Raw genomic sequence first — 19381 nt, 5'->3', positions numbered from 1 at the left:
CATGAAAAAACTAGCAATTGCATCAGCTCTTTTATCTGCACTCGCAGTAAGTGGCGCAGCAAACGCTTACCAAGCTGAAGTTGGTGGTTCTTACAATTATCTTGATCCAGACAACGGTAGCAGCGTAAGTAAATTCGGTGTTGACGGGACTTATTACTTTAATCCTGTTCAAACTCGTAACGCTCCACTTGCAGAAGCAGCATTTTTAAGCCGTGCAAGTAATGTTAACGCACTTATCAACTATGGCGATAACAGCGGTACTAAAGATACTCAGTATGGCGTAGGTGTTGAATACTATGTTCCTAACTCAGATTTCTACCTTAGCGGTGATGTAGGCCGTAATGAGCGTGAAATTGATAACACCAATATTGATAGCAAAGTAACTACTTATGCAGCTGAAGTAGGTTATTTACCAGCTCCAGGTTTATTACTTGCACTAGGTGTTAAAGGTTACGACGAAAAAGATGGTAAAGACGGCGCTGATCCAACAGTTCGTGCTAAATACGTAACTCAAGTAGGTCAACATGACGTAAACCTTGAAGCGTTCGGTGCGTTTGGTGATCTAGACGAATATAAAGTTCGTGGTGACTACTACATCGATAAAACTTTAAGTCTTGGTGTGGATTACTACAATAACGACTTAACTGATAAAGATGAATTTGGTATTAATGCTAAAAAATTCTTAAATCAACAAGTAAGTCTTGAAGGTCGTATTGGTTTCGGTGACAACGATAACACTTATGGTGTTCGTGCAGGCTACCGCTTCTAATCTTACCTAAAAGTTTATAAAAAAATCCGCTCAAATGAGCGGATTTTTTTTATTGGTTTAAATGCACAATACGCAATTGTAAATTTACATTACCCTTAAATACATTACGATCAATCTCATAGACCAAATGAACTTCATCTCGCATAGGATTAAATTCAAATCGTCCAGCGGCATTAAAAGCAATCGCATCAAAAGTATATTGATCAAGAGCCAATCTAAGTTTTAGATGTGTTTCTTTAAGCCAGCGATAATCGACAACTTTAAAATCTCCTTCAAACTGAGGAAAAGGGAATTTTTGCCCCCATGGCCCAAGCTGCTCTATCCAGTCCAATGTGTCTAGTTGCAAAGCCGAAGCTGGTAATTCCCCATCTGTCCATAAAGTAGCTTGAAACAAAGATTCTTCCATAGCTGCAACACAGGTAGTAAACACTGTTTTAAAAGCATCAAAATTTTCTTTACGTATCGTTAAACCAGCCGCTGCTGCATGTCCACCAAAATGACTCACCAATTCAGGATGTTGTTCAGCAACCTGTTCAATCATATCTCGAATATGTACGCCATCAATTGAACGTGCAGATCCTTTAATATGGACACCATCTTCATCTGGTGCAAAGACAATAGCTGGGCGATGAAACTGTTCTTTTAAACGCCCTGCGACAATCCCAATCACGCCTTGATGCCAATTTTCCTCGAAGAGCACCAGAGCTGGAGGAATATCTTCTTTTGAAAGTTGCAAGCTATCTAAAGCAGATAAAGCTTGTTGCTTCATCTCTCCTTCAATTTGTCGCCGCTCTATATTTAACTGATTTAATTGTTGAGCAATCGGGTAAGCTGTTTCCATAGAGTCTGCTAATAAACACTCTATACCGATTCGCATGCTCTCCATCCGCCCCGCAGCATTAATACGCGGACCTAAAACAAAACCTAGATCTTGTGCACGCAAAGACGACGCCTCTCGGCCAGCAATATCCAACAGTGCCAATATTCCAACACGACATTGATGTTGCTGAATGCGCTTCACCCCTGCATCCACTAAAATGCGGTTGTTATAATCTAATACAGCAACATCCGCATAAGTTCCCAAAGCGACTAAATCTAGATATTGAGTGACTTTACTTGTGCTTTTACCTTGTCTGCTACGTAAACTTGCCAAATTGGCCAGCACATAAAATGCAACACCAACACCAGCAAGCGCCTTACTTGGAAAATCACAGCCTAACTGATTTGGGTTAACCACCGCTTCCGCTAGAGGCGTTTCTTTTGTTGTTAAGTGGTGATCGGTAATAATAACTTGCATGCCCAGCGCATGGGCTGTATCAACTCCAGCATGGCTGGAAATTCCATTATCAACTGTAATTAATAAATCGGGTTGATAAGTTTGATGCGCAAGCTCTGCAATTGCGGGGGTAAGCCCATAACCGTATTTAAATCGGTCTGGAACTAAATAGTCGACTTGTGCTCCCATATCGCGAAGCACCAATACCATTAACGCTGTGCTGGTTGCACCGTCAGCATCATAGTCACCGACAATAACAATCTTTTTTTGTGCATCAATAGCTTGATCTATTAATGCCACAGCAGTTTCTAATCCTTTGAGCTGAGGAGCAAGTAAATTCTTAAGCTTTAGCTCTAATTCCTGTTCAGATTGTACTCCCCGCCTTGCCAAAATTTCGGCAATAAACGGCGGCACGCCCTGAAATTGTTCAGGGCGTGTTAATAAAGGTCTTTGTTTGATTTGTATTTTTGTCATTTAAGGCATCAGTCGGTGCAGCGTCCATTGACCGTCGATTTTTTCATAACTCAAGCGGTCATGTAAACGATTTGGTCGTCCTTGCCAGAATTCATAATAATCTGGTTGCAGACGATACCCTCCCCAGAACTCCGGCTTATCAAGCACTTCACGGCTTTCAACTTGCTGTTGTAAGTCTTGAAAACGTTGTTGTAACAGCTCTCGGCTTTCAATTTTACCACTTTGGGGAGTACTGATATGCGCTGCAATCTGGCTATCACGTGGTCGCTTAAGGTAGTAATCTGTAGATTCTTGCTCAGCAATTTTAACTACACGACCACCCACTCGCACCTGACGCTCTAGACTTGGCCAGTAAAATAATAATTCGGCATATGGGTTTTCTGCCAAATCAATACCTTTTTGACTGTCATAATTCGTATAAAAATCATAACCAGCTTCTGTGGCCCCACGTAACAAAACAGTTCTAACATGAGGTCTGCCATTTGCACTTGATGTTGCTAATGACATTGCATAGGGTTCATGCAAATTGGCTGCTAGAGCATGGTTAAACCAACCCAGAAACTGCTGATGAGGGTTAGATTCAACCTGCCCCTCATGCAACTCACCTTGCTCATAACTTAAGCGTAATTCACTTAAATCTTTGATGACATCACTCATGTCATGCACCTTATGCGACTTGTGCTTGGGAACGAACTGAATCTGCTAAATGTTGAGCTAAAGCATTCACTTCTTGCTCATCATCACCTTCAACCATGACACGAATCACAGGCTCTGTTCCAGACTTACGAATCAAGATACGTCCACGGCCTTTGAGCTGTGCTTCTGCTTTATCAAATTCAGTAACCAATGCCGGGATAGAATACGGATCCAGCATTTGTTCTAAACGTACGTTCAAAAGAACTTGTGGGAATAATTTAAAGTCTTGAACCAATTCATGAAGAGCCTTATTTTGCTCAACCATCACAGTTAAAACTTGAAGAGCAGCAATAATGGCATCACCAGTCGTACTCTTGTCTAAAGTTAGAATATGACCAGAAGGTTCGCCACCTATCACCCAACCATTTTCTTCTAAAGCTTGTAATACATAGCGGTCACCGACTTTTGCACGAACAAAGTTAACGTTTGCTTTTTCAAGTGCAACTTCAAGTGCCATATTACTCATGACTGTACCAACAATACCCGCTGGCTTATTTTGAGCTTGAGTCGCCAAAATATATAAAATATGGTCGCCATCAATTAAGTTACCAAACTTATCAACCATCACAACACGGTCAGCATCACCATCAAAGGCAATACCTAAATCTGCTTCGTGCTCAACCACTGCTTTTTGTAAGTGTTCAGGATGTGTTGAACCGCAGCTCTCATTAATATTTAAGCCATCTGGTTCATTATATAAAGCAACAACTTTTGCCCCTAACTCACGGAAAACTGAAGGCCCAACGCTATATGCAGCGCCATGAGCACAGTCCAACACAATCTTTAAATTATTTAAATCAAAGTGGTAAGGGAATGTAGATTTACAGAATTCAATATAGCGACCATTTGCATCATTTACACGAACACTTTTACCTAAGTTTGCAGTGTCCTCAATGAATAAATCTTTTTCTAATTCGCGGTTAATTTCTTCTTGTAACGAGTCCGGTAATTTTTTGCCTTCACTTGAGAAGAATTTAATCCCATTATCATAATATGGATTATGCGATGCAGAAATAACAATACCTGCATGTGCATGTAAAGCACGAGTAAGGTGTGCAATGGCTGGTGTTGGTAAAGGACCAAGTAGATGAACATATACGCCAGCAGCGTTTAAGCCCGCTTGCAAAGCAGATTCTAAAATGTAGCCAGATAAACGAGTGTCTTTTCCTAATACAACGAGTGGTTTATTTTTTTGACTCGTTCGTTTTAATACCTTCCCTGCAGCAAAACCGAGTTTTAAAGCAAACTCTGGAGTAATAGGCATTTGCCCAAATTTTCCACGAATACCATCCGTTCCAAAATAACTCATAGCTTATCTCATTCTTACGCCACTTCAGCGGTGGCTCACTTCATATATGGCAATTCCGCCATATTTCTTTTCTCAGATTTACTTTACACCAAAAACAAAAAGCCGTCAGTGTAATGACGGCTTTCTTCATTGTTTTGGTTACCAAAATCTAACCAACACGATAGTTTGGAGCTTCTTTAGTAATCGTTACATCGTGAACATGTGACTCAGACATACCTGCTGAAGTAATTTTCACAAATTTCGCATTTTGGCGAAGATCTTCAATCACAGCTGAACCAGTATAACCCATCGATGAACGTAAACCACCCATCATTTGATGAACGATGTTACCCATTGGGCCTTTATATGGAACACGGCCTTCGATTCCTTCTGGTACTAACTTCTCAGCACCCGCTTTTGAATCTTGGAAATAACGGTCAGCAGAACCAGTTGCTCCCGCCATTGCACCTAATGAACCCATACCACGATATGCTTTGTAGTAACGACCTTGGAAAAACTCAACTTCGCCTGGCGCTTCTTCAGTACCTGCAAGTAATGAACCAACCATGATCGTGCTTGCACCCGCACCGATCGCTTTTGCCATATCGCCAGAGAAGCGGATACCGCCATCTGCAATTAAAGGAATTTGATCTTTTAGTGCGCTAGCAACGCTGTCAATCGCAGAAATTTGTGGCATACCAATACCTGCCACAATACGTGTTGTACAGATAGAACCAGGACCAATACCTACTTTTACAGCATCGGCACCTGCATCTAATAATGCTAATGCAGCATCACCAGTTGCAATGTTTCCACCAATCACTTGTACTTGAGGGAAGTTTTGTTTCACCCAACGTACACGTTCAATTACACCAGCTGAGTGACCGTGTGCTGTATCAACAACAATGACGTCAACACCAGCTTCAACCAATGCTTCCACACGACTTGGTGTATCAGCACCTGTACCTACCGCAGCACCAACACGTAAGCGACCAAGATCATCTTTACAACTGTTTGGATAGCTTTCAGCTTTGCGGAAGTCAGTCACTGTAATTAAGCCTTTAAGTTCGTTGCTCTCGCCAACGACCAAGACTTTTTCAATACGGTGTTTTTGCAATAATGCTTGAATATTTTCTTTAGACTCGCCTTCACGTACAGTGACTAAACGATCTTGACCTGTCATGATGTTGCTAACAGGTTGTTCTAAATTAGTTTCAAAACGCGTATCACGGCCTGTCACAATACCAACAACCTTGCCGTCTTTAACAACAGGCACACCGCTAATGTTATTAGCAGTGGTAATTGCAATCAGTTCACGTACTGTAGTTTCAGGCGTTACAGTGATAGGGTCTTTCACCATACCCGCTTCGAATTTCTTTACACGGCGTACTTCTGCAGCTTGAGCAGCAATATCCATGTTTTTATGCAAAATCCCGATACCACCATTTTGTGACATCGCAATCGCCATACGTGACTCAGTCACTGTATCCATTGCAGCTGAAACTAATGGGATATTTAAATGAATGCCGCGAGTTAAACGTGTCTTTAAAGAGACATCTTTTGGGAGAACAGTAGAGTAGGCAGGAAGTAATAAGACATCATCGAAGGTTAGCGCTTCTTGAACGATGGTCAGCATAACAATCTCACTGGTAAATTCCGTGAGCTATTATAAACAAATTTCAATGCAATTTTCATATTATCTTTGCCTTTTTCAGCAATAGATGTAGAGCTGCTCTAAATAATTCCTACTTATTATCGTTTTAACGTTATTTTTTAACCCATGTTTTTGCAACCCAGAATTTTATCTGGGTTGATCATTAGACATCATATTTAGGCAGGACAACTAAAAACTTGTTCTGTCATCAAGTCGACACCACAAGGTAAAACCTCAATCCAGTCCAAAAACTGATTAATCATTTCTTTGCCAATAAATGGACTGCCATGCTGTGGAACAATCATTTCAATGTCCATCTGGCGGACCATGTTTACCCATAAACGGATAACCTTATTGGAACACATATAGCGTTGGTGAAAAGCTTTCATTTTTAGAACATGCGTATCGAAATCTGTCAAAGGTTGATTGGCATCCTCAACAATCGAAGCACCCATATCTCCAGAAAATAAGATTTTAGCGACTGGATCATAAAACTGAAAATTACCCACCGAATGTAGAAAATGGGCAGGAACTACAACTAACTTTGATTCCCCCAATTGAATCACTTGGCCACGGTCAGGCAATTCAATAAGACGGTCTTCCCAATTCCCTTTCATACGTTCACTCATAAATGAGGAATTTAGGTGCGGTAGAAAACGTGCCCATAATTTTGACGCCACGACTTTAGCATCGGTATAGACTAACCAGCGCGGCATTGAAGTAATAATATCTGGATCCTGATGCGAAGCCATCACATAGTCTAGATTTTTCAAACGTGTATATTTATTTAATTCCATCGTTAATGGAACATAGGTCAAATCGCCACCCGGATCGATTACAGCAGCACGCTCATGATCAATAATTAAAAATTGATTGGCTTGGATACCTTCCCCTTTGACCAAACTGGTAAAACTAATACATTTATGTACGCCGTTATCAAATAATATCTGCGATGTTGTTTTTTCAAACCCCATACAATTCCCCAAAAAAACTTTAAATATTAGATATTTTTATATCCATACTAAAATAAAGGGATTCGACAACTCTTGCAATGAATTGCTTTATTTTTCTCATAATATTTTAAAATAGCTTTTGCTTTTCTTATTTTATAAATGAATCATAATGTTATTTAAAATTCACCTGCAATAAATTAAAATAATTCTCATTATCATTTTTGTCTTTTGCGCTGCCTAGGCCTCCCATGAACCAAGCACCTTATTTTTCAAGTTCCAAAACATTGTTAGCAGTTACTATTTTTAGCTTAATGACAGCAAGTCATGCTGATGAAACAGCAGAACAACAGAATTCGACCAGTGTGCTACCCACAATTTCTATTCAGGCGCAAAAAGAACCCAGCTCTCCCTATGTCGCAACAAAAGCAACCTCAGCCTTAAAATCAGATGCACCCTTATTTAAGACGGCTCAATCGGTTTCTGTGGTGACTCGTGAACAGCTTGACCAGAAACAAGCTAGAACTCTAGCAGATGCACTTGAAGGTGTTGCAGGTGTTGAAGCTGGAAAACTTGGTCGTCGTGGTTGGGATGATTTTGTTATTCGAGGGCAGACCTCTTCCAATTCGGTTTATGTAGATGGTTTAAGAGTTGGACAAAATACTTACGTTGCCACTGAACTATCAGGCATGGATCAGGTCCAAGTCTTAAAAGGCCCTGCCTCTATTAATTTCGGTTTGGTTGCACCAGGTGGTATGGTCAATTTAGTCACTAAACGACCTGAAGCAGAAAACTTTGCACGTGCTAGCATGACTTATGGCAGCTATAACTTAAAAGAAGGTACATTCGATTTAAACTATAGCCCTAATAATAGTGAGAAAAGTGCTTTTCGTTTAAATGGTCGTATCTCTGATCAAGATGATCCGACAGATTATGTATATTTTAAAAATTACTATATCTCCCCTTCTTACAATTTCGACTTAGGTGATAACACTGACCTCTCTGTAATCGCAAGCTATCAGCATCGCGAATATATTCGTCAGCAAGGTTTACCTGTTATTGGTACATTAAAAGAGAATCCTAACGGCGCTATAGACCGAAGCTTATATATTGGCGATCCTAATTTTGGTAAATATGAAGCAGATGTTTATCGTACGGGTTATACGTTTAAACATGCCTTTGATAATGGCTGGAACTTTAACCAGAATTTTGCCGTCCAAAAAACCGAAATGGATGGCACTGCGGTTTTTGCTCAAACTAAAAAGTTTTGGGCAGACACATCTTACACAACCATTAACCGAGCTAATAATAGTCGGCATCAAGTGATTGATAACTTAAGTTTCGCCATCGATAACCGTTTAAACAAACAGTTTGATTTATATGGCATGCAGCACGACATTAATATTGGCGTAGATGCTTTTCAGGAAAAAAGTGACTACACCAATGATAAATACGATATTGGTAATTTAAATATCTATGACCCCGTTTATGGTCAAAACGTGACATTGAAGCAAAATGTTCGGGATATTAATCGTCTCAAATATTTGGGACTCTATATGCGTGATCGCATCCAACTTAATGACCAATGGCTTTTAAGCTTGTCTGGACGCCAAGACTGGGCACAAACTCAAAGCACAAGCTTAGTTACAAGTAGTGCAAGTAAACAATCAGACAATGCTTTTACGGGTAGCGCCTCTGTCATGTATACCCTTAATGACATTGTTGCCCCTTATGTCAGCTATGCCACTTCATTTACACCTAACAGTGGTACTGATGTAAATAACAATCCATTCAAACCTGAAGAAGGAAAACAGGTTGAAGTCGGAATGAAATTACAAAGTCCTTATCAACGAGTTCAAGGTGCTATCGCTTGGTATGATTTAAAACGTCAAAATGTTTTAGTCACTGATACTGCGAATAGTGGCTATAAAGCTCAGCGTGGTGAACAGTTAACACGTGGTATTGAAACTGAGCTCAGCGCAGAAATTTTAGAAGGCTTAAAATTAACAGCTGCCTATACCTACACCATTGATGCTGAAATTAGTAAAGATGCAAACTCAAGCAATGTAGGAAAAGCACTCGATAATATTCCTGAGCATGCTTATAGCTTGTCAGCACGTTATAAATTTGACCCAGCATCAAAACTTGGTTGGTATGTTGGCGGTGGATTCCGTGGTGAAACATATAAAACTGTCGATGGCTTAGATGTCCACATTCCGGGCTATACAGTCTTTGACACTGAAGCTGGCTATGACGCTGGACATTGGGGTGCCCAACTTGCGATTCGTAATTTATTTGATAAAGATTACTATGCAGGTGCACTGAACGAGAATTTGGTGACGCTCGGCAACCCACGCCAAATTAACTTCACAGTGAAATTTAACTACTAAAATGACCTACAAAAAAACGCACTCGAATTGAGTGCGTTTTTTATGGCAACGTTAAATGCTTTAGAAGAAATAATGCTGCACTAAAGTAGAGATACCTACAATTAAGAAAATTGCAGCACCAATTTTATGGATGAGAGAGATAGATAAACGTTCAGCTAATTTATTACCAATAAATACAGCTGGTGCATTGGCAATCATCATACCTAAGGTTGTACCTAGCATTACCCAGAAAATGCTGTCATAACGTGCAGCTAAAGCAACTGTCGCAATCTGAGTTTTGTCACCAATTTCTGCTAAGAAAAACAGGATAAAGGTTGCACCAAAAACACCAAATTTTTGCCATCTGTTAATGCTATCTGTTTCATCATCTAGCTTATCTGGAATAAGCATCCAGAACGCCATACCAATGAAACCACCCGCAAGTACCCAAACTAAGATTTCAGGACTCAAGACGGTCGTAATCCACTGTCCAAGCACAGCAGAGATACCATGGTTAATTAAAGTGGCTAAAAGAATCGCAATGAGAATAGGGATTGGCTTACGGAAACGTGCAGACAGTAAAAGGGCCAACAATTGAGTTTTATCGCCCATTTCAGCAAGGGCAACAATCGAGGTAGAAATCAGAAATTCTTGCATGTCGTTTCTCTGGCTAGCATAAATGCCCATGACCTACCCCTCCTGCTAGCCAAATATCTGCAGAGTGGTAAATCAAAGGTCTTGCCAACTCGGAAACGATGAGACGTTTAAGCTATGATGACCATGTTCTGTTGAACAATTATGTTGATCATCACCTATTCATTCAGAAATGAATAGCGGCTACTCCCCAATGAAGTATGTGCTCATTATATTCGAGCAATTCTATTTTTCAAACAAAAAATTTTATCCATGCCCATACTAACAGACGCCCCAAGCCTAATAGTAAAGCTAAACAGATACTTAAGTTAATAAAACCAAAATTGTTAATACCAGCTATATGTTGTGATTGAAATTCAAATGGCAAAATAAGCGTTGCCACAAATACTTCCAAACCGATTGCAACGTAGGTCATCCACTCCCAAGGAAAGTGCAAAAAACTGACCCATAATCCCATCAATAAAAATACAACCAACAGAATCGGCAACATGATTTTTAAAAAACCCGCCATCTATTATTTCTCCTTTACCTAAAACGAGAAATTTTTCCTCTCTCGATCACTCCTTCTTCATCTTTAGATTAACCTAAAATCAATTAAATTAAATACCAAAATAAAACCCCGCCGAAGCGAGGTTTTAATGATTCATTTCAGAATATTAGATTAATAAAGTACGAATATCTTTAAGAAGTTTCGTAAGTTTATTGGTAAATCGAGCGGCATCTGCACCATTAATTACACGGTGATCATAAGACAACGACAACGGCAACATTAAGCGTGGATCAAAGTCTTTACCATTCCAAACCGGTTGCATCGTTGCAGGTGAAATACCCAAAATCGCAACTTGCGGCCAGTTTACAAGTGGTGTAAATGCTGTACCACCAATTGCGCCTAAACTTGAAATGGTGAAATTCGCACCTTGCAAGTCTTTCGGTGTTAATTTCTTATCACGTGCTTTTTGACCTAACACACCCAATTCAACTGCGATTTGCTTAATTGATTTTTGGTCTGGGTTACGAAGTACTGGCACAGTTAAACCATCAGGTGTTGCTACTGCAATTCCCATATGGATTTCATTGCGCAAGAGCACGGATTTACCGTCATCAGATAGATGACCTGCGAACTCACGCTCTTCTTTCAACAAATACGCAACCGCTTTGATAATGAATGCCATAATCGTCAGGCTGATACCTTCTTTTTTGAAGTTGCCTTTCAGTTCATTACGCCAATCTTCTAACTCAGTAATGTCAGCCAAATCAAACTGGGTGACTTGCGGAATAAAGTTGTTCAATGACAATTGCGGAATTGATACTTGCTGCAAACGCGTCAGTACTTTTTCTTCAACGCCACCAAACGCAGTGAAGTCAGGAAGCTTTGGCAAACCCGAAACCGCTGGTGCAGCCGCAGCAACTGGTGCAGCTTGTGGCGCAGTTAAACGAGTCTTCACATAAGCAAAGATATCTTCTTTAACAACACGGCCATGCTCACCAGAAGTTTTAACTTGTGACAAAATCACACCAAGTTCACGAGCAAGCTTACGTACAGCAGGACCTGCATATACTTTAGCGTTTTCAGCTTCTTGCTCTTTGGTTAACTTGTCACTACCAGACGCTGGAGCAGATACAGCCTGAGTCGGAGCAGGAGCTGCCGCTTTAGGTGCTGCTGCCTGTGGAGCTGGAGCTACTTCTGCTTTTACCGCTGGTGCCGCAGCAGGTGCTTGGCCTTCAGCTTCAATTGTTGCAAGCAATATACCTTGTGAAACTTGTTGGCCTGCTTGCAAGTGAATCGCTTTCACAACGCCCGCAACAGTACTTGGAACTTCAACAGTCGCTTTATCTGACTCAACCACAACAAGGCTTTGGTCTACATCAACTTTATCGCCAACCTGAACCAAGATTTCAGCAACAACTGCTTTATCTACGCCCAAATCAGGAACGTTAATATCAACTGGTCCAGATTGAGTAGCAGCCGCAGCTACAGTTTCTTGTTGAACTGGTGCAGGCGCTGCCGCTGGAGCTGCTGTAGAAGCAGGATCTTCAACTGGCGCACTTGATGCAGACGTTGTTTTCACTTTAATGAGCACAACACCTTCTTTAACTGTATCGCCTTCTTTAACTTGAATGCTTTCTACGGTACCCGCAACACTGCTTGGTACTTCTACAGTTGCTTTGTCAGATTCAACAACAACGATGCTTTGCTCAACATCGATTTGCTCACCAACTTTTACTAAAATTTCACCAACGAGTGCTTTTTCAACACCAATATCAGGAACTTGAACTTCAACCACTTGGCTCGTGGTTGCCGCTGCTGGTTGTGCAGCAGTTGAAGCCTGTTGTACCGCTGCCGGTGCTGCTGTTTGTTCAGCTGCTGGAGCAGGTTTTGCAACTTCTTCTGTTTGAGCTACAGGTGCAGCACCTTCAGCTTCAAGTTCAAACAATACCGTACCTTCAGTTACGCTATCGCCTTCCTTGATTAAGATACTTTTTACCACACCTGCTGAAGTGCTAGGCACTTCAACAGATGCTTTATCTGACTCAAGCAAAACAAGGCTGTCATTTTCAGCAATGCTGTCACCAACTTTTACCAAAATTTCAGCAACAACTGCTTTATCTACACCAATATCAGGGGTCTTAATTTGCATGCTTAGTTCCCCTCACCAGTTTGCGCTTCATTGTATTCAGCAACTGCCTGAACTTCTGGATGTGCTTGTGGAGCCCATGCCACTGGACGGTCAGTGTCTAACTCAAAGTTAGAAATTGCATCTTTAACTAAACGTGCATCTACTTCACCTTCGTCAGCTAATTTTTTCAAAGTAGCAACAACGATATGTGCAGCGTCAACACCAAAGAAACTACGTAAGTTAGCACGTGTATCTGAGCGACCATAACCATCTGTACCTAATGCAACAAATGGGCGGCCATCTGGAAGATAAGCACGGATTTGTTCGCTATACGCACGCATATGGTCTGTTGCTGAAACAACAATACCTTCTGTACCACGTAACTGTTTAGATACCCAAGACTCTTTTACTTCTTCAGTAAGTGGGTGTAAGCGGTTGTATTCTTCACATGCCATACCATCACGCGACAATTCGTTGAAGCTCGTTACACTCCAAACGTTTGAATGGATTTGGTATTCATCACGTAAGATTTTCGCAGCTTTGATCACTTCACGAAGAATTACACCTGAACCAAGTAATTGAACAGTTGCTTTTTCATCTTTTTCGAATAAGTACATACCACGTTTAATGCCTTCCTCAGCGCCTTCTGGCATTGCAGGATGCTCGTAGTTTTCGTTCATTACAGTTAGGTAATAGAACACACGCTCTTGGTTCACATACATGCGTTGTAAACCGTCATGTACGATTACAGCTAATTCGTAACCAAAACATGGATCATAAGATACGCAGTTTGGAATCGTGTTCGCCAAGATATGTGAATGACCATCTTGGTGCTGTAAACCTTCACCGTTCAATGTGGTACGGCCAGCAGTTGCACCTAACAAGAAACCTTGAGCTTGTGCATCACCCGCAGCCCATGCAATGTCACCAATACGTTGGAAACCAAACATTGAGTAATACATGTACATCGGAATCATTGGCAAGTTATTCGTTGAATAACTTGTTGCTAACGCAGCCCATGCGCTCATCGCACCAGCTTCGTTAATCCCTTCTTGAAGCATGTGACCGTCACTTGCTTCACGGTAATGCATTAACTGTTCTTGGTCTTCTGGGGTATATTTTTGACCGTGAGCAGCATAAATACCAAGCTGACGGAACATACCTTCTAGACCAAATGTACGTGCTTCATCTGGAACGATTGGCACTACGCGATCTTTAATTGCTTTTTCTTTAAGTAAAGCAGCAATTAAACGAACCATCACCATCGTAGTAGATTGCTCTTTACCACCTGAACCGTTTAATACTGCATCAAATACAGATAATTCAGGAATCGCTAAAATTTCACTCTCACGACGACGTGCTGGCAGGTAACCACCTAACGCTTCACGACGCGCTTTCATGTACTTCATTTCTGGAGAGTTTTCACTTGGGCGATAGAATGGAAGCTCTTCTAACTTATCATCTGTAAATGGCAGGTTAAAACGGTCACGTACATATTTTAAAGAGTCGATCTGCATTTTTTTGATTTGGTGAGTTTTGTTCACCGCTTCAATTTCTTCAGACAAACCGTAACCTTTAACAGTTTTCGCAAGAATAACTGTTGGTTGACCTTTGGCTTTCATTGCTTCTGCATAGGCAGCAAAAACTTTGTAAGGATCATGGCCACCACGGTTGAGATTATCGATGTCTTCATCGCTTAAATCTTTTACAAGTTCCGCAGCTTCTGGATACTTGCCAAAGAATTTCTCACGTGTATATGCACCACCTTTCACTTGATAGCGTTGGTATTCACCATCAACCGTTTCTTCCATTACCGCTTTTAAAGCGCCTGTATTGTCTTTTGCAAGTAGCGGATCCCAATGACGGCCCCATACCACTTTAATGACACGCCAGCCCGCACCACGGAATAAAGATTCTAATTCTTGAATGATTTTACCGTTACCACGTACAGGACCATCTAGACGCTGTAAGTTACAGTTAACAACCCAGATCAAGTTATCAAGTTTTTCACGACCAGCAAGTGAAATTGCACCAGTACTTTCTGGCTCATCCATCTCACCATCGCCAAGATAAGCCCAGACTTTACGATTTTCTTCTTTGATCAAGCCACGGTTCATCAAATATTTTTGAATGTGCGCTTGATAAATCGACATAATTGGACCAAGACCCATTGATACAGTTGGGAATTGCCAATAGTCCGGCATTAAATATGGATGTGGATAGCTTGGTAAACCGTTACCGCCAACTTCACGGCGGAAATTACTTAACTGTTCTTCAGTTAAACGTCCTTCAAGGAATGAACGTGCATAAATACCAGGAGCACAGTGTCCTTGGTAATAAATCATATCTCCGCCAAAGTTATCGCTGTTTGCGCGGAAGAAATGGTTAAAACCTACGTCATATAATGTTGCACTTGATGCGAAGCTCGCCAAGTGTCCACCTAAATCATCACCTGTTTTATTCGCACGAAGTACCATTGCTAAGGCATTCCAACGAATCAATGCACGAATACGGCGTTCCATATCTTGGTCGCCTGGCATTGCAGGTTGTTCTTCAACAGAAATTGTATTTAAGTAAGGTGTATTGAGACGTTGAATTGGAACATGCTTAGCAATTGCTTGTTGGTAAAGTTTTTCCAATAAGAATGCTGCGCGCTCAGTTCCCATATGTTGTAAAACTGAATCGAATGCATCTTGCCACTCTTGGGTTTCTTGTGCATCGGAGTCACCGTAAAACGCCATAATTCACCTGTTCCTTGTTCTTTAATCTACTTTGTATTTTTACCACGTTTTACCCCTCTCTAGTTATTGCCACGGGTGAATGTGAGGGGGGCCTATTATTTTCTGAATGAATAGTCATTGACCGAGCATTAAACAAAATAACAAAAAAACGCCAATAATGGCGTTTTTTTATACAATCTTTACGTTAAAAAAGGTTTAGGCTAATTTCAGATTCATAAATTTAATAACCTTAACTTTTTAACTATGCTTTTAAGGAAGCATCGCCAAGTAAGTCGTTGGATTCTTACGTTGACCATCTTTTACTACTTCGTAGTGCAAATGTGGACCAGTACAACGGCCAGTACAGCCGACATTGGCAATATGTTCACCTGCAGATACTTGGTCGCCTACACGTACCATTAAGCGCGAAGCATGAGCATAGCGTGTTAAGTAACCATTACCATGGTTAATTTCAACATATTGACCATAGCCAGTGCCCCAGCCAGATTTCGTTACAATACCTGGGCCTGTTGCATAGATTGGCGTGCCACTCGGAGCAGCCATATCTAAACCACCATGATGTTCGGCACGACCGCTCATGGTACGACCACCGAAGTTCGAAGAAACTCGTACAGTATCAGGAAGAGGATGCGAAACTAACCAAGAGTAAGCATTTGAAGAAGAGGCATTAAAAGAATTCTTTGCACTCGTATTGCCATATTTTTTTGCGAGCGATTCATTGTTGAGCTCAACCGTTTTTTGGCGTAAGGTCACTGAAACTTTCGCACTCGCCGGAAGATCTAAATCATCAGGATGGGTGTATGAACCTTGAGATAATGTTTTTGATAGTTGTTCCAATCGATCTGAATCAGTAGATTGGTTAATTGTTTGATAATCTGCAAAAGCAACTGATGCTGCCGAAGCGGCAAGTGAAAACGCTAATAAAATACGACGCGTGTGCATAAAAACCTCTTGAAACTGTTCTTACTCAAGTTCCTTATGATCTCTTCCTTGATATCAATCGAAATGAACGCTTAAGATGAAGACAAGAATCTATCCGAGAATGACCCATGTCTAAACCCGATAACGTTTTTCAACAAACCGGAAAACACATAAAAACAGGAAACCTTACGTTTCTAACAACGCAAGTCGCGCAATGGCAAAGACTTACGAAAATAATCCAACCCTTATTGCCCCAACCGGAACAATGGCAGGTCGTGTGTTATCAAAATGGTTCTTTAATCATTACTGGTGAAAATCAGGCGATGATTAGTCAACTCAGTTATTTACAGAACCAATATGTATCTAAATTATCTCAACTTGAAGGGTTAAAAGACTTACAAAGAATTCAGGTTCGCTTGAGAAATAAAAATATTTCAAATGCACCCTCATCTGAGCCATCTAAACCCATCCCCCCGGAAACACAAGAAATGTTACGTAGTGCAGCCGACTTTGTGAGCGACCCTAAGCTTAGCCAAGCTTTACTACGTTTGGCAAGCAATAAAAAATGATGAGCTTTCTATTTCTTAATTAGAATCGTTCTTATTATGTGATAATAATCACACTTTGAAACGTTACAATATAACGTAGCCAAGTAAAGACAATGACTTATGTCACACTGACATATGGAATTGGACATTCATTCTCGTCATTAAATGTTACAATTTCATAATTACTCGGATCACTTTGAACATTGCGTAACAACTGATTATTTAAAGCATGTCCCGATTTATAGCCATCAAACTTGGCAATAATTTGATGACCAAGTAAATACAAATCACCTACTGCATCCAAAATCTTATGTCTCACAAATTCGTCAGCGAAACGTAAGCCTTCTTCGTTCACAACACCTGTGTCATCTACACCAATGGCATTATCTAAACTTGCACCCAAGGCTAAGTTATTTGCTTTGAGGTAATCTAGATCTTTCATAAAACCAAAAGTACGAGCTTCACTGACTTCATATACAAAAGTTTCAGTAGAAAAGTCGATAGTGGCAGATTGATATTCTTTAGCAAATGCCGGATGGTCAAAATCAATCGTAAAATTTAATTGAAAACCATTATGCGGGCTAAAAATCGCTTTTTTATCATCTATTAATGCTTCAACTGGTTTTAATATTCTTATAAATTTTTTCGGCGCATCGAGCTCACGTAATCCACCCTGCATTAACAGGTAAATAAATGGGCCGGCGCTTCCATCCATAATCGGAACTTCGGACGCAGATACCTCAACAATAAGGTTATCAATTCCTAAACCTGCAATTGCGCTCATTACATGCTCAATCGTTCCAACTTTTATATCTCCAATCACTAAATTGGAACACATGAAAGCTTCTTGAATGAGTAAAGCATTCGCATGGATTTCAACGGGCGGGTCTAAATCGATACGACGAAATACAATACCTCCATCCGCGGTATGTGGAATGAAATTGATCATCACTTTTTGACCGCTATGAAGACCTATTCCACTCGCTTTTACCACACGATTGAGAGTACGTTGTTTCACCATGCTTTGTAACTTCTTTTTTAAAACCGCTATACGTTAGCATATTTAGTCATTGATCAAAAACAAAAAAAGGCAGTGTTTAAACACTGCCTTTTTTTAAATTTAATAATTTTTTACTTACGTTGCTGATTTTTCAAGTAATCTTGAATACTCATCGGAGAAGAACGCGGAGAAGAACTTGCGTTGCTACTCACTTCATTGTCTGCATTTTGACGCTTATTAATAGCAGGAACGTCATCTTCATCAACAGATTGAGCTGATTGAGTCGATGCATGACTTACTGTATTACGTTTTCTCGGCTCTGCATCTGCTGCATTACGAGTTAAACCAGTCGCAATCACTGTTACACGTAATTCATCACGCGCATCTGGATCAAATACTGTACCGTAGAAAATTTCACCTTCATCAAGGTCAACAATCTGGTTCACTACATCAGTAATGATTTCAGTTTCGCGTAGAGTAATATCATCACCGCCAGTAATGTTAATCAACACACCTTTAGCATTAATAATATTTACGTTATCAAGCAATGGACTACGAATAGCCTGTTCAGCTGCTTGACGTGCACGATCTTCACCACGACCTAAACCAGCACCCATCATTGCGTAACCACGAGTACTCATTGCAGTTTTCAAATCGGCGAAGTCAAGGTTAATGTGACCACGGTTTACAACAAGGTCAAAGATACTACGTACAGCGTTTAACAATACATCATCAGCTTTTTTATAAGCATCTTTCATTGAAATATCGCCATATACGCTAAGTAAGCGCTGATTAGGGATAATAATCAATGAATCAACATGTGCTTCAAGCGCTTCAATACCGCGTTCAGCAGATTTTAAACGGCGACGGCCTTCAAAGTTAAATGGAGTTGTTACAACACCAACAGTCAAAATACCCATTTCTTTGGCAACTTCAGCCACGACAGGAGCCGCGCCCGTACCCGTACCACCACCCATACCAGCGGTAACGAATACCATATCCGTACCTTCAAGATGGTGACGAATAATTTCACGGCTTTCTTCTGCTGCAACTTGCCCAACTTCAGGGTTAGCACCAGCACCTAAACCACGCGTACTTTGCTCGCCTAACTGAATTTTGAAAGGTGCATTCATACAGTCTAGTGCTTGTTTGTCTGTATTGGCACAAACGAATTTAACACCTTGAATATCAGACTGCACCATATGTTGAACGGCATTACCGCCACCACCACCTACACCAAATACAGTGAAACGGGCTTGACCGTTGCCATCGTTTAGTTCATCTTCTATAAATTCAAATGAGGCCATGACCTTTAGGGTTCCTAATACATTATGGCAGTCACTTCAGCCCGTATACTGCCTTGATTTTCAAAAATAACTAATTTTAAGAATGCTGTGCAATACAAACCTTGTCAAGTACAGTG

General features: G+C 40.7%; 15 protein-coding genes and 1 riboswitch. Of the genes, 3 read left to right on the top strand and 12 right to left on the bottom strand.

Going from position 1 to position 19381, the window contains the following annotated elements; genetic code table 11:
* Position 1: 1 nt before the first annotated feature.
* A complete protein-coding gene (locus I7H67_RS06385; RefSeq protein WP_004790036.1) occupies positions 2–769 on the top strand; it encodes a putative porin in 768 nt (255 codons plus the stop codon).
* A gap of 49 nt (positions 770–818) precedes the next feature.
* Here I7H67_RS06385 and recJ read toward each other — a convergent pair whose 3' ends face one another.
* The 5 genes from recJ to I7H67_RS06360 all read right to left on the bottom strand — a co-directional run bounded on the left by recJ (position 819) and on the right by I7H67_RS06360 (position 7131).
* On the bottom strand, positions 819–2519 hold the full coding sequence (gene recJ, locus I7H67_RS06380; protein WP_198307390.1) for a single-stranded-DNA-specific exonuclease RecJ: 1701 nt from the start codon (positions 2517–2519) through the stop codon (positions 819–821).
* A complete protein-coding gene (pdxH, locus tag I7H67_RS06375; protein ID WP_198307389.1) occupies positions 2520–3176 on the bottom strand; it encodes a pyridoxamine 5'-phosphate oxidase in 657 nt (218 codons plus the stop codon).
* A 10-nt stretch (positions 3177–3186) separates the two neighbouring features.
* Complete coding sequence (gene glmM, locus I7H67_RS06370; RefSeq protein WP_144732554.1) at positions 3187–4524, bottom strand: phosphoglucosamine mutase; 1338 nt, start codon at positions 4522–4524, stop codon at positions 3187–3189.
* A 148-nt stretch (positions 4525–4672) separates the two neighbouring features.
* Positions 4673–6139, bottom strand: a complete 1467-nt coding sequence (guaB, locus tag I7H67_RS06365; RefSeq protein WP_004790042.1) for an IMP dehydrogenase — start codon at positions 6137–6139, stop codon at positions 4673–4675.
* 194 nt (positions 6140–6333) lie between these two features.
* Entirely contained in the window at positions 6334–7131 is a 798-nt protein-coding gene (locus I7H67_RS06360) for an MBL fold metallo-hydrolase (RefSeq protein WP_060465086.1), read from the bottom strand.
* 227 nt (positions 7132–7358) lie between these two features.
* Between I7H67_RS06360 and I7H67_RS06355 the strand changes: the two genes are divergently transcribed.
* Complete coding sequence (locus tag I7H67_RS06355; protein WP_198307388.1) at positions 7359–9497, top strand: TonB-dependent siderophore receptor; 2139 nt, start codon at positions 7359–7361, stop codon at positions 9495–9497.
* 60 nt (positions 9498–9557) lie between these two features.
* Here I7H67_RS06355 and I7H67_RS06350 read toward each other — a convergent pair whose 3' ends face one another.
* The 5 genes from I7H67_RS06350 to I7H67_RS06330 form a co-directional block, all read right to left on the bottom strand.
* On the bottom strand, positions 9558–10133 hold the full coding sequence (locus tag I7H67_RS06350; RefSeq protein WP_013196598.1) for a TMEM165/GDT1 family protein: 576 nt from the start codon (positions 10131–10133) through the stop codon (positions 9558–9560).
* A 15-nt stretch (positions 10134–10148) separates the two neighbouring features.
* Positions 10149–10334: riboswitch (yybP-ykoY riboswitch) on the bottom strand.
* Positions 10335–10362: 28 nt separating this feature from the next.
* A complete protein-coding gene (locus I7H67_RS06345) occupies positions 10363–10641 on the bottom strand; it encodes a hypothetical protein (protein WP_077163716.1) in 279 nt (92 codons plus the stop codon).
* 145 nt (positions 10642–10786) lie between these two features.
* Positions 10787–12769, bottom strand: a complete 1983-nt coding sequence (locus I7H67_RS06340) for a 2-oxo acid dehydrogenase subunit E2 (protein ID WP_198307387.1) — start codon at positions 12767–12769, stop codon at positions 10787–10789.
* Positions 12770–12771: 2 nt separating this feature from the next.
* Positions 12772–15489 (bottom strand): pyruvate dehydrogenase (acetyl-transferring), homodimeric type, encoded by a 2718-nt coding sequence (aceE, locus tag I7H67_RS06335; RefSeq protein WP_013196595.1) that lies wholly within the window; start codon positions 15487–15489, stop codon positions 12772–12774.
* 249 nt (positions 15490–15738) lie between these two features.
* Positions 15739–16431 (bottom strand): M23 family metallopeptidase, encoded by a 693-nt coding sequence (locus I7H67_RS06330; protein ID WP_005300632.1) that lies wholly within the window; start codon positions 16429–16431, stop codon positions 15739–15741.
* A gap of 107 nt (positions 16432–16538) precedes the next feature.
* On the opposite strand from I7H67_RS06330, the gene I7H67_RS06325 reads away from it, so the two are divergent.
* Entirely contained in the window at positions 16539–16979 is a 441-nt protein-coding gene (locus I7H67_RS06325; protein WP_016143783.1) for a DciA family protein, read from the top strand.
* 97 nt (positions 16980–17076) lie between these two features.
* Here the strand turns inward: I7H67_RS06325 and lpxC are convergent, their stop codons facing one another.
* Positions 17077–17979 carry a UDP-3-O-acyl-N-acetylglucosamine deacetylase gene (gene lpxC, locus I7H67_RS06320; protein ID WP_004790060.1) on the bottom strand — a complete coding sequence of 301 codons (903 nt, stop codon included), beginning with the start codon at positions 17977–17979 and terminating at the stop codon, positions 17077–17079.
* A gap of 110 nt (positions 17980–18089) precedes the next feature.
* Positions 18090–19265, bottom strand: coding sequence for a cell division protein FtsZ (gene ftsZ, locus I7H67_RS06315; protein WP_005300624.1), 1176 nt, complete (start codon positions 19263–19265; stop codon positions 18090–18092).
* Between the last annotated feature and the right edge of the window lie 116 nt (positions 19266–19381).

Source organism: Acinetobacter sp. ACIN00229 (assembly GCF_016106645.1).
GTDB lineage: Bacteria > Pseudomonadota > Gammaproteobacteria > Pseudomonadales > Moraxellaceae > Acinetobacter > Acinetobacter oleivorans.
Note: the sequence above shows the minus strand (reverse complement) of the source record. Positions and strands in the feature narration are given on the sequence as shown.